The sequence below is a fragment of the Calothrix sp. PCC 7507 genome, from assembly GCF_000316575.1.
GTDB lineage: Bacteria > Cyanobacteriota > Cyanobacteriia > Cyanobacteriales > Nostocaceae > Fortiea.
The window spans coordinates 2,916,348-2,931,253 of the sequence record NC_019682.1; the positions used below are offsets into that span (position 1 = coordinate 2,916,348).

Annotated in this window: 11 protein-coding genes, 1 tRNA gene and 1 pseudogene; 5 read left to right on the forward strand and 8 right to left on the reverse strand. The window is 43.2% G+C overall.

Features of this window, described 5'->3' with window-relative positions:
- Positions 1-25: 25 nt before the first annotated feature.
- Positions 26-2,749 carry a CBS domain-containing protein gene (locus tag CAL7507_RS12405; RefSeq protein WP_015128817.1) on the reverse strand — a complete coding sequence of 908 codons (2,724 nt, stop codon included), beginning with the start codon at positions 2,747-2,749 and terminating at the stop codon, positions 26-28.
- Positions 2,750-2,886: 137 nt separating this feature from the next.
- Here CAL7507_RS12405 and psbZ point away from each other — a divergent pair, with 137 nt between their 5' ends.
- The 5 genes from psbZ (at position 2,887) to CAL7507_RS12430 (ending at position 6,429) form a co-directional block, all read left to right on the forward strand.
- On the forward strand, positions 2,887-3,075 hold the full coding sequence (gene psbZ, locus CAL7507_RS12410) for a photosystem II reaction center protein PsbZ (protein WP_015128818.1): 189 nt from the start codon (positions 2,887-2,889) through the stop codon (positions 3,073-3,075).
- A gap of 335 nt (positions 3,076-3,410) precedes the next feature.
- Positions 3,411-3,989, forward strand: coding sequence for a 6,7-dimethyl-8-ribityllumazine synthase (ribH, locus tag CAL7507_RS12415; protein WP_015128819.1), 579 nt, complete (start codon positions 3,411-3,413; stop codon positions 3,987-3,989).
- 124 nt (positions 3,990-4,113) lie between these two features.
- A tRNA-Gly gene (locus CAL7507_RS12420) sits at positions 4,114-4,185 on the forward strand.
- A gap of 566 nt (positions 4,186-4,751) precedes the next feature.
- Positions 4,752-5,159 carry a hypothetical protein gene (locus CAL7507_RS12425; RefSeq protein ID WP_015128820.1) on the forward strand — a complete coding sequence of 136 codons (408 nt, stop codon included), beginning with the start codon at positions 4,752-4,754 and terminating at the stop codon, positions 5,157-5,159.
- Between the two features lie 4 nt (positions 5,160-5,163).
- A complete protein-coding gene (locus tag CAL7507_RS12430; RefSeq protein WP_015128821.1) occupies positions 5,164-6,429 on the forward strand; it encodes a glutamate-5-semialdehyde dehydrogenase in 1,266 nt (421 codons plus the stop codon).
- Positions 6,430-6,434: 5 nt separating this feature from the next.
- Here CAL7507_RS12430 and CAL7507_RS12435 read toward each other — a convergent pair.
- The 7 genes and pseudogenes from CAL7507_RS12435 to CAL7507_RS12470 all read right to left on the reverse strand — a co-directional run.
- Positions 6,435-6,656 (reverse strand): annotated as a pseudogene (locus tag CAL7507_RS12435) (Uma2 family endonuclease); the annotation flags it as partial.
- A gap of 165 nt (positions 6,657-6,821) precedes the next feature.
- On the reverse strand, positions 6,822-7,694 hold the full coding sequence (locus CAL7507_RS12440; RefSeq protein ID WP_015128823.1) for a bile acid:sodium symporter family protein: 873 nt from the start codon (positions 7,692-7,694) through the stop codon (positions 6,822-6,824).
- A 152-nt stretch (positions 7,695-7,846) separates the two neighbouring features.
- Positions 7,847-10,207 (reverse strand): arylsulfatase, encoded by a 2,361-nt coding sequence (locus tag CAL7507_RS12445; protein WP_015128824.1) that lies wholly within the window; start codon positions 10,205-10,207, stop codon positions 7,847-7,849.
- Positions 10,191-11,264: a formylglycine-generating enzyme family protein gene (locus CAL7507_RS12450; protein ID WP_015128825.1), complete on the reverse strand. Its 1,074-nt coding sequence runs from the start codon at positions 11,262-11,264 to the stop codon at positions 10,191-10,193. Before CAL7507_RS12450 ends, CAL7507_RS12445 begins: the two co-directional genes overlap by 17 nt.
- Before the next feature lie 456 nt (positions 11,265-11,720).
- A complete protein-coding gene (locus CAL7507_RS12460; RefSeq protein ID WP_015128826.1) occupies positions 11,721-12,152 on the reverse strand; it encodes a DUF29 family protein in 432 nt (143 codons plus the stop codon).
- 190 nt (positions 12,153-12,342) lie between these two features.
- Complete coding sequence (locus CAL7507_RS12465) at positions 12,343-13,410, reverse strand: fatty acid desaturase (protein WP_015128827.1); 1,068 nt, start codon at positions 13,408-13,410, stop codon at positions 12,343-12,345.
- A 260-nt stretch (positions 13,411-13,670) separates the two neighbouring features.
- Positions 13,671-14,720 carry a fatty acid desaturase gene (locus CAL7507_RS12470; RefSeq protein WP_015128828.1) on the reverse strand — a complete coding sequence of 350 codons (1,050 nt, stop codon included), beginning with the start codon at positions 14,718-14,720 and terminating at the stop codon, positions 13,671-13,673.
- Positions 14,721-14,906 lie beyond the last annotated feature (186 nt).

Here is a 14,906-nt window from a genome sequence, read left to right on the forward strand (position 1 = left end):
AAGAGTGTTGAGTGATAATACAACATTAAAATCTCAATGACTGCGGATAAGACTGGGCTAAAAATTCTTCCGCTTCTGCTCTATTTTTAATGACTCCATCCAAAGTTGCTACTAGCAATTCATCTAGAATTTGCCGATACTGTGGCCCTGGTTTGTAGCCCAATTTTTTTAAGTCGTCACCATTCAACAGTGGCTGCACATTCACCCAATGGGTAAAGTATTGCCAAATCTTTCGCCTGACTGTTCGCGGACTCTGCACAGCAATTAAAATCAGCATCGGGATGTTGTACTGTTTGAGTAACTGCACTAATTGACTGGGACTCTGACAAGTGGGTAATGCTGTGAATAACTCAGCTTGTGCATGGGCTGAGTTTTTCAACCTGGTGATGCTATCCTCTGGCAATTGCAGATTTATGGCAACTTTCGCCCGATATTGTGGTGTAAGGTGGGCGATTAGTGCTTCTAGGTGCATTTGCCAGTGAACCAGGGTTTGTTGGGTGTCAAAGCGCCGTAAACAGCGTTCTAGTAGCCGTAGTTGTCGCAGTAGTTCTTCATCTAAGCTGAGGGTGGGATGGATGCACTGTAATGCTCCTAAATTATCGAGCAACTGTAATGCTTTTTGCCAGTATGGTGCTTCTAGAATATGTTTTAATTCAGCTTTCAGGCGGGTTTGCAGGGCTGGGGTTTTGCTATTTTCTTGAGCAGTGCGATCGTAAACGCCACTATTAATGGCATAACGAATGTATGCTTCTGTTTGCGGTTCTATTTGAAATCCCAAGCGCACAGCAAAGCGCACACCGCGATAAATCCGGGTGGGATCTTCAATGAAACTGTTGGGGTGTAAAACCCGAATTTGCTTGGCTTGTAAATCTAGTAACCCACCAAAGAAATCGAGTAATTCCCCAGCCCGAGGTGAAGTCAGTCGCAGGGCGATCGCATTAATGGTAAAGTCTCGACGATACAAGTCTTGACGAATAGAACTCGCCTCAACTTCGGGATTTGCCGCTGGGTAAGGATAAAATTCAGTTCTAGCAGTGGCAATATCTACCCACAATGAGTTTAACACGGGGTCTTTGTGCCACAACAAAGCCGCAGTTTGAAAAGCGCCGTGGATTTCTAAGCGAGCCTCTGGGTAAATTTTTTGTAATGCTTTGGCGAGTTCCACACCAGCACCCACATCCGCTGTTTTGTGAAAGCCATCAACCACAAGATCAATATCCGTAATCATTAAAGTGCCTTGGGACTCTTGCGCTAACAGCAAATCCCGCACAGCACCACCTACAAGATAAAGATGCCAACCCCGTTTTTCTGCTTCTTGGGATGCTTTGGTGAGTAATTGCCACAGTTGCGGCGCCAGACGAGATTGTAATTCAGTGCTGAGTGTTGGGGAGCCAGTGCTGAGAGAGAGTTGAGACTCAGCACTCACCATTGGGAACTCAGCACTGTCTTGATGTAATTCCCGCAACACATCAGTACGAGTGACAATACCTACTAGCTGTTCATTTTCTAAAACTGGCAAGCGTCCAATATCATATGTCACCATCAACGACTGAATTTGTGGCAATGTGGTATCTGATGTAATAGTTTTGAGAGTAGTTGTCATATAGCCTTTAACTGGTGCATGGCTAAACCCATGATGCAAAGCAATATCGATATCTCTTCTAGAAATAATTCCTATTAGTTGCCCTTGAGGATTGACTACAGATAAACCAGAGTGTCCATAACGCAACAAAATCCGCTGTGCTTCTGCAATTGTGGTTTCTGGGCGGATAGTGCGGACTGGGGAAGACATTAAGTCCCTCGCTGTGGGGGGATGGGGAATAGACGCTTTGATTTGAGCCAGGAGTTGGTTGAGTATTGCTTGTGAGTCTACGCCTCGTAGATTCAAGGATGCCGCTTGCGAATGACCACCGCCACCGAGAGGCTGGAATAATAAATTAAGATTTGTATTGGAAATTTGGGAGCGCCCAATAATAGTTAAGCGAGAGTCATCTTTGCCCAAAGCATATTCATTCGCTAACAATAAACCATCAATTTCCGTTAACTCCATCAGTTGCGAAGCCAGACTTGATAACCCTGGCACAAAACTTTCTGTTCTCAGAGTCACCCGAGCTATAGTATATCCACGTATACAGAGATATTCTAAGTTTTCTAGCGCCTCAGTTAACAACCGCTGTAGTTGGGGAGATAAACCAGGGTCACGGTAGGTAGAAATAACCGATAAACTGGCTCCTTGTTGCATCAACCAAGCCAAAGCTAAAGCATCTCGTGGTGTGGACTGGTCAAATGAGAGAGAGCCAGTGTCAACATGGATACCCAAAGCCATCACCGTAGACTCGGCTGGAGTCAAAGAAATTTGCTGTTGTTGCAATTGCTCCACTATCAGGGTGGTGCTGGCTCCCACTGGAGAAACAGACAACTGCGTGGTGGGAAAGTCTGGTTCTTGTCCTAGGTGGTGGTCATAAACTATGATTTCTTTAATATGAGGTAAATCTAACCACTCAGCAGCTTTACCCAAGCGATCGCGATGTTGTGTATCCACCACTGTCAAAGAACGAATGTTGTCTGGATTTACAGAACGTCGTTCAATCAGCGGATACTCATCCCGATACAACGCTAAAAAATCCCTGACAGGTGGATGAGTTCCCCCAGTCAGCACAATCTTACTCCCCGGTAGTAAGCGCGTTAGCCCTACCGCAGAGCCTAGCGCGTCAAAGTCAGCTGTTGTGTGGCAAAGGATTAAATCCATAGTCAAGAGTCAAAAGTCAAGAGTCAATATTTGAACTTTGGACTAATGACTATAGTGACGCAATTTCTGCTAGCTTACAAATAAGGAAAAAACCTTTAGCTTGCAAGCTGTATTTCGCTATCTTGGGAGAAGCAAAAATGACCATACTATTCCAAATCGCTTTATTATCTTTAGTACTCCTGTCTTTTGTACTAGTGGTTGGTGTCCCCGTTGCTTATGCCACTCCACAAAATTGGATCGAATCGAAAAAGCTGCTTTGGATTGGTTCAGGAGCCTGGGCTATCTTAGTGATTTTAGTAGGTCTACTCAACTTTTTTGTGGTCTAGGCTACATCTTAGCCATAGTCCAGACAAATAGTAATAAGTGCCATAGGAGCGGAAGAATCCAGATCAAACCTCAAAGAGAACCAGGAATAGATAGGCTAAAACACATCTCAATGGCACAATCATTTGCGAGAGTCGTTGACCGCTGACTGTTGATAGCGGAGAAATTCAAGCTCCGCATCCGGTCAACAGTGAACGCTCTACATGATCAATCAAGTAGCTTTGATGTGATATAGCTGAAAATTCTGTTCTTTTTATCTGATTGTGTTCTTCTGCTCCTCTACATTTAAAGAAGAAATGTATATTGGCAAAGAAGTATAGTTGATTAAGAGGCCATCATGGCAGTTTTTGAGGGAACTTTTACTCAAACAGAACCTTTACGGTTCGCAGTGGTGATTGGTCGATTCAATGACCTTGTCACCGTGAAACTGCTAGAGGGATGTCAAGATTGCTTGAAACGCCACGGGGTAGACCCTAATCCTGAAGGCAATCAAGTAGACTACGTTTGGGTACCGGGAAGTTTTGAAGTGCCCTTAGTAGCTCGCCAATTAGCACTTTCTCACCGCTATGATGCCATAATTTGCCTAGGTGCAGTCATTCGGGGGCAAACACCCCATTTTGATTATGTATCTTCTGAAGTTGCTAAAGGTATTGCTGCCGCTAGCTTTCAAACTGGCGTTCCAGTGATTTTTGGCATTTTGACAGTAGACACCATGCAGCAAGCTTTAGAAAGGGCAGGCATTAAAGCTAATCATGGTTGGGATTATGCCATGAATGCTCTAGAGATGGCTAGTCTTATGCGGCAATTGCGCTCTAACCTCACAGAGCCATATGCTCTTAATTCCCAGTCTTTACCTGCATCTTTTCCTAGTGCTAGCCTGGGCAATCTTGCCGCTGAATCAGAAGAACTGAGCTAAATTCTGAATGAGTCAGTAGTCGGTGGTCAGTGGCAAATACAAACAACTGACGACTGACGACTGACAACTAAAAAACTTGACAAATCAAAATAAATATGGGAAGCTTAAATTTAGGTTAGTAATTGCGGGTATAGCTCAGTGGTAGAGCGTCACCTTGCCAAGGTGAATGTCGCGCGTTCGAATCGCGTTACCCGCTTTGTAGTAGAGACGTAAGTCAAAATGCTTTTAACAGTTGATATTACAATAACTGTTAACTGATTTTAAAGACTAGGTTCAGATTAAGCTAATTTTTATCAGTGAACGAAATCTTTCTGTACATTATACTAAACTGGATTCAGGCTGGTTAAATAGCTGTGTTATCGGGTGCGAAGTGTCTTTTGGCAGCGAAGTTAGCCAAAAAAATTTGTCGCCACTTAAACTGGAAATTGCGCCAGATATACTGATGCAATAAATGCCCACAAAACGCAACTACGTTACCTTTGAAGCTGTAGATGAAGAAAAAGAAATTCTCAAACAAGATTGCCAATTCTAGGGAAGTACAACAGAGATATATACTCTGTCAGAACGTCCGAATCCAAAAATGGCAGTTGCGACATTCTGACTTAGTTTCATCTACTATTGGAAACGATGGCAGTATTTGCCTGACTCCGCTATTTATATAAAAAAGTTGAAAATAGGAAAACCAGCACCTATAAGTAAGGATAAAAAAGGGGATGGTATTCTCGCAGATCATGAACACACGCTCAAGTTATTAGAACGCTTGTGCAATCTCAAAAACCTGAAAAAATCGATTTTAACGCGGAATATCCCTGTCCCTGTCGTCGCCGGGGACGGTTAATTCCCATTACCTTGACTGACGCTTTTGGTTGCGATCGCTGTCAACAAATCTTTGTGGTGGAAGATAATGGTTATGTTCTAGAGCAACTTTCCACCACCTATCCTTATAAGCGTGCTTGGCGCTGGACGGGAAATAGTTGGCATGTTGTCCATCCACATCTGGGAGAAAGATATCTGCCAATAGCACTGGGCATTATTTTCGTGCTAGTGATTATATGGTTACCATTAGCACTGCGATTGGCAAATGGTTCTAGCATTATTGCTTGGGCAATGGTGGCGGTGCTTTTGGCTATTCTGCCAGCACTAATGGTCTGGCTTACCTACAGACGTTAATTCAATGACCGTTGAAGTTTTTGATGATTGCCCCGAACCAATGAATAGCGCTAAACGCGCTTATCAAGCCTCTCTCAAATTGGGAATTGCCAAAGGAGTAGACCGCAGTCGCGCTGTATTAGCGATGGCACGATCGCTAGAACGCTCATTTGACGATATTCTGGAAGCCAATACATTGGATCTAGAAGCGAGTCGGGAAATGGCAGTGCCAGAGTTGATTTTAGATTGGCTGAAGCTGACTCCCACACGGCTAGAAACGACCGTGGAGATTCTACAACGGTTGGGGGAATTATCAGATCCGCTACGGCGCGTGAGAAACGCTGAGTATCAACAAGAAGACTCTCAAAGTTACTCCCAGTTAATGCCGTTAGGAGTAATTGGATTTATTTATGAAGCATTTCCTGATTTAGGCGCGATCGCTGCAGGTTTGTGCATCAAGACTGGTAATAGTATTATTCTCAAAGGTAGTACTGAAGCTAGCCATTCTAACGCAGCGATTGCTGATGTACTGCAAAATGCGATCGCCGAAGTTGGTCTACCATCGGGTTGTATAGAATTAATTACAGAAGAACATGGTGCTTCTACCCGAGATTTAGTCGTCCAAGACCAATATTTAAATTTAGTGATTCCCTATGGACGTTCTAGTTTAGTCCAGCAGGTAGTGCGACAGGCCACTTGTCCAGTTTTAAAGTCGGCAATGGGTAATTGTTATCTCTACTGGTCGTTAAATGCCAGCTTAGAGATGGTACGGTGGATGATTATCGATAGCCATGAGAGTGAGCCAGATCCGGTAAACGCCATTGAAAAAGTCCTCATCCATCGCCAAGCCTTGCCATCCTCTTTAGCGGTGCTATGGAACAGCTTGAAGGAAAAAGGCTTTGAAATTAGAGGGGATGCAGAACTTGTAGAAGCCTTTCCCCAATTGCAGCTAGCTAAAGAAGGGGAATGGGGCAGCGCTTATTTAACTAAAACAGTGGCTTTTAAATTAGTGGATAGTTTAGAAGTAGCGATCGCCTGGATTAATCAACACAGTAGTGGTCATGCCGACTGCATTGTCACTGAATCATACCAGGAAAGCCGCCAGTTTGCCTTAGGAGTCAATAGCGCTTCTACTTACATTAATGCTTCCCCGCGTTTTTACCGCAACCCCTCACGAGGTGATGCTGTCTTTCTCGGCATGTCTAACCAGAAAGGTCATCGCCGGGGTTTTATTAGCTTGGAAACCCTAACAACAGTTAAGCATATTGTCCAGGGAAATGGACGATTTTAAGGACTAGGTATTGTCCAAATGTCAGTTTTACCCATTTTATCAATCGTTATCAGCAACCTTCCAACAAGAGAACCTGTTAAATTTGAATGCTTACCTTTAGGTTTTGGCACCTCGACAATTACTCCATCATGCAATTCATACCGGACTTTCGAGGTTTCTGGATACCATTCAATAAATTCATCAAAGGTATATAATTTTGGTTCGGTTTGTGCTTGTGCTTGGGTCATAGTCACAACCTCTACATATATTTGACTTTAACATCCCTAAAAATCAATGCTCAATTAACTTACCGCACCCCGAAATTTAGGCGCAACTCCTAAAATTTTATGCTCCACTTACAGGCAATGTTAAAACTTACAAAACTCTGAGTTTTTGTGACCTTAACTCCCTAGCTATACTTCTACCTGTTCTATCTGAGAAACTTGTGGTTGGTCGATTTCTGTGAACTTTTTTCCCGCGACGAGAACTATCACCATCATTAAGATACTCGTCACCATAATGATGCTCACCACACTGGGATCTTCAAAGTTGCTCGTAGCTACTAATAATGCTGCGGCAAAATTGCGTTGAGCTGTTCCAACTCCTAGCACTCGTTGAGTGTCGATACCAGGCCCACCCAAAAGATAACCCACTGTAAAGGAGAAGACTATGAAAACAGCACAAACTAAGATAGCACCTGTTTGTAATAAGCTAATAATATCGTTAGTGTGAACTATCAGTCTGACTGCTAAACCTAAAAGTAATCCCGCATTCGATAATTTGAACAGAATTGGCTGGATAATGGGGGCGATCGCACTCAATTTGGCTTTGATAAATAACCCAATGAGCAATGGGCTGACCATCATTAATAATAAGGGTTTGGCAATGTCCCAGGAGTTGATTTCTACACCTTCTACAACTAATGGTAGAGCGATCGGCATATAGAAGATTGTGCCCAGCATGAGCATCATCATTAATCCCACGGAGAAAGCTATGTTGCCCTTGACTATGTGGGCAAGTTTTGGTAGTGCTGGGGGACCTGATGCTACTGCCATGATTAGTAAGCCATCTCTTAGTGGTTCACTCAGATGTACTACTTGCAGCAGCAAATACACAAAAAGCGGTACCAACACAAAATTTGTCAGCAGAGACAAGATGACTAAGCGGGGGTTGCGGAGTGGTTCCCAAATCTGTTGTATGGTGAGACTTAACCCTGCACCCAGCATGGTGAAGACGATAAATGTGAAAAGTGCAAGTTTGTCGATTATTGCTAAGATTTCATTCATGATTTTTTCTCACGCAGAGACGCAGAGGCGCGGAGGAGAGGAGAGGCAGGGGTGCAGGGTGCAGGGAGTAAGGGGGAGAAACTTAGAGAAAGATTTCCTCTTTTCCCCCTGCACCTCTGCCCAGTCCCCAGTCCCCAATCCCCAGTTTCCTATTACTTCAATTCCAGGGTGACTTGTTGTAAGTTGCCGGTGAATGCAAAGGGTGTTTGGTAGGTATCTACAGCAGGTGTGCCGGTATCTTGGCCAACGTCAAAGGTTTCGTCTAAGCCAAAACGGTAGCCTACGGTTTGCTCAATCCGTCCTTCAGCTACTTGCTGATCATTGATCAAGAGCTTACCTGTACCGCCTGCTCCGGGAGCGCCGCCGTCATAGGTAAAGTCAAATTTGATTTTAGATTTGCCGATCGCTATTGGTTGAGATGATTGGATGATTGTGCGATCGCTATTGAGGAAGTTGTAAGCAAAGGTGGGTTTACCATCTTGCAAGAAGAAACTCCAACCCGCAAAACGTCCGCCTTGGGTGACTAAAACACCCTTAGTACCGTCTTTAGCAACGTCTACATCGGCAGTGATGCTAAAGGAACGACTCTTAATATTGGGAGCGCTACCTTCGGGAATCCCGGCAACTGATGTGTAATAAGTAAAGCTATTGCGTTCTGTACTCAGGTTGGAGCGAGTTTTCACATCAAAGCGTTGCAATAAGCGATCGTCTAAAGGTAACACCTTGTATTTCTTTGCTTCCTTCAGAAATAGGTTTTGTAGTTGGGCTAATTTTGCCGGGTTTTGGTTTGCTAAATCCGTTGATTCACTGAAATCTGACGCAACATTGTATAGTTCCCAACTATCTTGATCAAAGGTGGTTTTCGAGACTCGCTCCCAAGGTAAGCGTCCATGACGGGCGGCGGCTACCCAGCCTTGATCGTAAATGGCGCGGTTGCCAAGCATCTCAAAATACTGGGTTTTGTGATGGGTTGGTGCAGCAGGATCGTCAAAGCTATAGACAAGGCTGGTGCCTTCGATGGGCTGTTGTTTTGTCCCGTTGACTACTTTTGGTGGCTCAATCCCCGCAGCTTCTAAAATCGTGGGTGCAATATCAATCACATGATGAAATTGGCTCCGCACACCACCGCGTTCTTTAATGTGTTCGCCCCAAGCCACAACTAAACCATTACGAGTTCCGCCAAAGTGAGAGGCAATTTGTTTTGTCCATTGGAAAGGGCTATCTACAGCCCAAGCCCAAGCTGCATGGAAGTGGTTGAAGGTTTTGGGACTACCTAAATCATCTAAAGCGGCGAGGACTTCTTGAGGATTTTCTGCTACGCCATTAAAGACTTTGAATTCATTAACACTACCTGTTAAGCCGCCTTCAGCACTTGCGCCATTATCACCAGCGATGAACAAGACTAAAGTGTTATCCAATTCGCCTAGTTGTGCGATCGCGTCAATGACTCTCCCAATTTCCGCATCGGTATGGCTGAGGAAACCTGCAAATACTTCCGCCTGACGGGCATAAACTTTCTGCTCGGTGGGAGTGAGGGAATCCCAAGCCGGGAGTTCTGCAGGGCGAGGGGTGAGTTTAGTATCGGCAGGAATTACACCCAGGGCAAGCTGACGGGCAAAGATGTCTTCCCGTAATTTATCCCAACCTTGGTCAAACTTACCCTTATACTTGTCAATCCATTCTTTAGGTGCATGGTGGGGCGCATGGGTTGCACCAGTGGCAAAGTAGGTAAAGAAAGGTTTATCAGGAGCGATCGCTTGCTGAGTGCGAATCCACTTAATCGCATGGTCTGCTAAATCAGGGGTGAGGTGATAATCAGGGCGATTTGGTTTTTGAATATGTTGGGTATTCTCCACCAAAGCCGGACTCCATTGATTGGTATCACCACCGAGAAATCCATAGAAGTATTCAAAACCTAAGCTTGTCGGCCAGCGATCGAAGGGGCCTACCGCACTGGTTTCATAATCGGGTGTATTGTGCCATTTGCCAAAGGCTGCCGTGTTATAGCCATAGTCGCGCAATACTTCGGCAACTGTAGCAGCACTTCTGGGCAGAATTGCCGTATAACCTGGATAGCCTGTGGCTAATTCCGTAATCACGCCCGTACTCACAGAATGATGGTTACGTCCCGTGAGCAATGCGGCTCTGGTAGGAGAGCAAAGTGCTGTGGTGTGGAATTGGTTATAACGCAATCCTTTTTCTGCTAGACGGTCTAAATTAGGCGTATTGATCAGACCGCCAAAGGTGCTGGTTTGTCCAAAACCGACATCATCAAGCAAGACAAGCAACACATTCGGAGCTTTATCTGGAGCCTTGATTGGTTTGGGGAAGTCTGGTTGTGATTCTTTGTAAGTCAGGCCAATTTTGCCTTTAAAAGATTGTTGGGGTAAGGGTAATTTCTCTCCATAGTCTGCCCAAGCTGGCAGAGGTAAGAGACTAGAAAACATCAGCGTCAAGGCTGTCAAAAAGGCGATCGCTTGAGAATTTAACTTGATATCAGTCAGTTTTGCCATTATTTTTCCTCATCAAAGGTAGTGTGCTGGAAGGCAAATTTTTAACTAGCCGAAACCCAATATGAGTAGTTCCCGTATCAGGTGATTCTGATTCCCGTGCTGCCGGACGGAAGCGGCTACAGTAATTGGGAGCGCAGAGATATGATCCCCCCTTGATGACGTGTAACGCTGACTCATTGGGCTTTTTGGGATCGAAGCTTTGATTTAAGGCAATGGGATTAATTTGATGGGATTTGTAGTCATGTCCCACTTGAAATAAATCAGCAGTCCATTCCCACACATTGCCGGTCATGTCATAGAGTCCATAACCATTAGGTGCAAAGGAGCCGACTGGCGCAATCTCTGTGTAACCATCGGCTTTGGTGTTGAAAAAGGGAAAAATTCCTTGCCAAGTGTTGGCTTTTTTCTCAGAGTATTGATCGCCCCAAGCGTAGGTTTTTCCATCCAAGCCCCCACGGGCGGCGTATTCCCATTGGGCTTCGGTGGGGAGAGATTTTCCTGACCATTTGGCATACGCTAGAGCATCTTCATAAGCTATGTGAACAACTGGGTAGTTGGATTTGTTGGCGATTGCACTTTCTTTCCCAAAGGGATGTTGCCAATTCGCCCCAGTCGTCCAATGCCACCAACTCAGAAAGGAAACTTCTTTGACACCTGGCTTTGCCATCTCAAATACCAAGGAACCCGGTAATCGTTGCTCATCGGGTAAATCGGGAAACTGTTCTGGAGATAAAGGGCGCTCTGCAACTGTCACGTATCCTGTAGCTTTGACAAATGCAGCAAACTGTGGATTAGTCACCTCATATTGATCAATACAGAAGTTAGTCACCGTTACATCTCCAGGCGATCGCTCTTCCACAAAACCAGAATTATCAGACCCCATTTGGAACTTACCTCCTGGAATCAGCACCATTCCTTGAGGACAGGGATTGAGTGTGGCTGCAAATGCAGTCGGATTGATGAATAAGAGTGCGTTGGCGCAGACCACCGCAGGCATCGCCACACATAAAATCAACATTAATGTTAAAAAATACAAACTTTCCCCTGGCTTTGACATTTTGAAAACCACTCGCCTAGATTGAGCGATGTCTGTGTTGGGCTATTCGGTGACACCTTTCACAAACAAGATGCAAAATTCATACAATCTTTTGTAAAGCCAGTCAAAGCTGGTGTTTACTGTAAACAAAACACAATTCAGCCCAAAATTGCCCAAAATTCTGACTGTGCAAAGCTTAATGCACCTATGAAAACCCGAGATATATTAGCCTTTAATCAAAATATTTATTAAAATCTACTGTAGACTGATAAGTATACCGTAGTTAAGTATGATATTGATAAACTACCGCCTAGACAAAGATAAGTCAAGAACTTTGTTTGGCGTCATGAGACAGCATCCCAACTAGACAGACATATATTTTCTGGTGGAATTAAAAAATTGACGAAAAATCGAGTAGATTGTGCAGCGAAATGAATAGAAGTGAGATTATTCTGAAAATCCTGATTCAGATACCTTCTAATTCTCTCTTCCCAAAATCAAATCCATAGCTTCTCGAATCACCGCATCTTGATTTACCAAATTACATAACTCATCTGCTGTATACCCTCCTTCAAAAGCTTCCAAAGCAGCCTTTCTTAAAGCCGACTCATAAGCATCTTCCAGCGTTTCCAATAATTCATCTTCTTGTAAATAATAACCCTTACCCTTTGGTCGTTGATTAGTGCGTTGAATTTGTTTAACAGAATTAAAAATAGAAGTTTCCCAAGACTTAGTAGAGCGTTTTTCAGCCGCTCGTTTAATCAAGTGCAATAAAACAATAATTCCATAACTAAAAATTTTATTCAATTTATCAGACTTACTCATTTCCTCCAACTCTTCCACCAACTCTAAAGCTTCTGACACCTTCCCTTCATGCAATAATTCCTTTAAAATTAATAATTCTTCCATCTTTCCTTTCTCCCTTTGCATCTTTGGTCTTCTGCGCGAAACATAAAAACCTACTCAAACACGGGTGGACATAGTTCAGACAGAGAAACTTCCCAACCAGGGAATAACTCAGCAATAGTCAACATTATAAACCTTGAACACATACAAAAAAAGTCCGCATATGCGGACTTTGATTGGCAGAGAAAGAAATTTACTTATTATTAGACGTATAGTAAACCTGTCCACCAGCATCGGGAACGAAATGACAGCTAATAGCTGAACGCCATAAAGATTTCCAAATTGGTTCCTCAGATTTATGGAAGTATTCACCCATGACTGGTTTAATTGCTTCAGTTGCTTGCAACAAATTGTAGTGAGGGATATTCAAGAATATGTGATGAGCAACATGAGTACCGATATCATGATGGATGTGATTGACTAAACCATAATCCCGGTCAATGCTAGAAATAGCACCCTTAAGGAAAGTCCAATCTTCACCGCGATACCAAGGAAGTTCGGGTTCAGTGTGGTGTAAAAATGTCACCAAATCTAGCCAAATTACAAACACGATGTAAGGTGCTGCATAATTTTTCAGCAACCACAACCAACCCCATTGATAGGTAAGGAAACCCAGCAAAGCCACCATCCCAATTAAGAATGTAGTGCTAGTGATAATATCCCATTTTTCTGCAGGTTTAAAAAGCGGGCTACTAGGGGAAAAGTGAGAACCTTCTTTATTAGGAGAACGCTTGAATAAATACACTGGATAAGCCAACAAAAATGCATAATATCGACCTATCTTTTGCGCCGAAGGCATTTCGTTATACTGTGATTCTGTTACAGGATACCAGCTTTCATCATTATCAATATTGCCAGTATTTTTGTGGTGAGTTCTGTGGCTAATCCGCCAACCGTGATAAGGAACAAGAATCGGTGTGTGGGATAAATGCCCAACTAAATCATTCAGCCATTTATGCTTAGAAAAAGATTGGTGTCCACAATCATGACCAACTACAAACAAAGCCCAAAACATTGTTCCTTGCATTAGCCAAAAAATTGGCCAGAAAAACCAAGAGTCCAGGTAATTAGCAACTGCATAAAGCAGCCCAATAATCAGGATGTCACGAAAGAAGTAGAAAAGTGACTTACCCACATTTGGCTGAAAGCATTCAGCAGGAATAGCAGCTTTTAAATCTTGCAGAGTAAAAGGTAATTTTGTTGAATCTTGAGATGATTCAGCACTCTGGATATGGTTGAGATTGATGGTATTTGAAGACACTGGATTCTGTTGTTGGATATAAATCGGACATTATTTGAGGTGATGAAACTTTCACCTCTGCACTAGAAAGCTGGCGGTTTTCTTACTAACGCGCACAAAAATAGTATCTGGTAATTTCATCAATAGTATTCATGGGGGAGAATTACCAGAATCTATATTAATTAGCAGGATGAATGTTTTAGACACAAGAGAAACTCAGCAACACGATACTAAGAATAGACTATGCTGCTGCACAGGTCAAAACATACCAAACTTCTGAATTATTTTGTGTAATATTCGTCAAAAGTCTGATAGCCACTGTCAGTTATGTACAGTTGGCATTGGTCTGTAATTTGCTTCATTAAAGGCCAAGAAAACTTAAACTCATCATGTAGATAATCACCCCAGTTTTCCTTAATGCTGCTATAAGCTAGACGCAGATTATAAGAAGGAATAGCAGTGGAAATATGATGAGGAACATGGACATTGATATCGTGGCAGAGGATTTCAACCCAGCGAGGATAATCACAGTGAATAGTGCCAGCTAACTGTGCTAAAGCCTCATTCCACTTGTTCGTTTCCACAAAAGGAACATCCGCAAATGTGTGGTGAACAATAGTGAAAGTACTCATCCAAAAATGGTAAACCAGCCAAGGTAAAAGCCAGAATTTAACAAATCCCCAAATGCCAGTTGTAGCGATAAGTAGAGGGAAAGCAATAGCTGCAAACAGTACGACTACAGCCACAGAAAGTTTAATACTGGATTGGTCTTTAGTTTTAAAATTCCGCCAATCAAAATGCACTACAGCCCAATGTCCCACGGAACCTACCCACCAGAAGCGGTTACGCATGAACCCTTGAAAAACAGACTGTCTAAATGGCGTCCAAGTTTCAAACACTTCCGGCCTGATAGGATGCCAAGCATTGTCCTCATCCAGCTTATTGGTATGGGTATGATGATAATTATGTTTAATCCGCCAACTATGAAAAGGGTAAATCAACGGCATTAAGAAGATGTGCCCCACCAAATCGTTCACCCAGCGACGGTTAGCAAACGAACGATGACCACAATCATGAGCAATTACAAAAAAACCCGTTAAAGCAGTGCCTGTAAAAATCCAAGCAAAGGGTAAGAGAAACCAAGGACTAATTGTCAGGAAAAAGTAGCCCAAGGCAACCATCAAAACACTGAGTATTACCCTCGTCCAGGCTTTAAGACTATTTTTTTGAAAACATTCCTTTGGTAGGGTTTTGACAATATCTTTTAGCTTCAGGTCGGAATTATCCTGGTTGTAAGCTTTTTGTTGGGTGTTTATTGTTGATGTAGTCATGAAAACCTGAAAAACAACAAATTATACCAACGAGTCACTAAAAAATGGCTCGTTGCAAAGTTTCGTAACATCAGCGTCTCGGATTATAGCAACCTAAGCCACCTCTTTTTCAGAATTAGTAAATGGATATTGGTTGCTTGCTGCCAAACTTAATCATGAATTAACTGTCCACAGTCAACAGTCCCA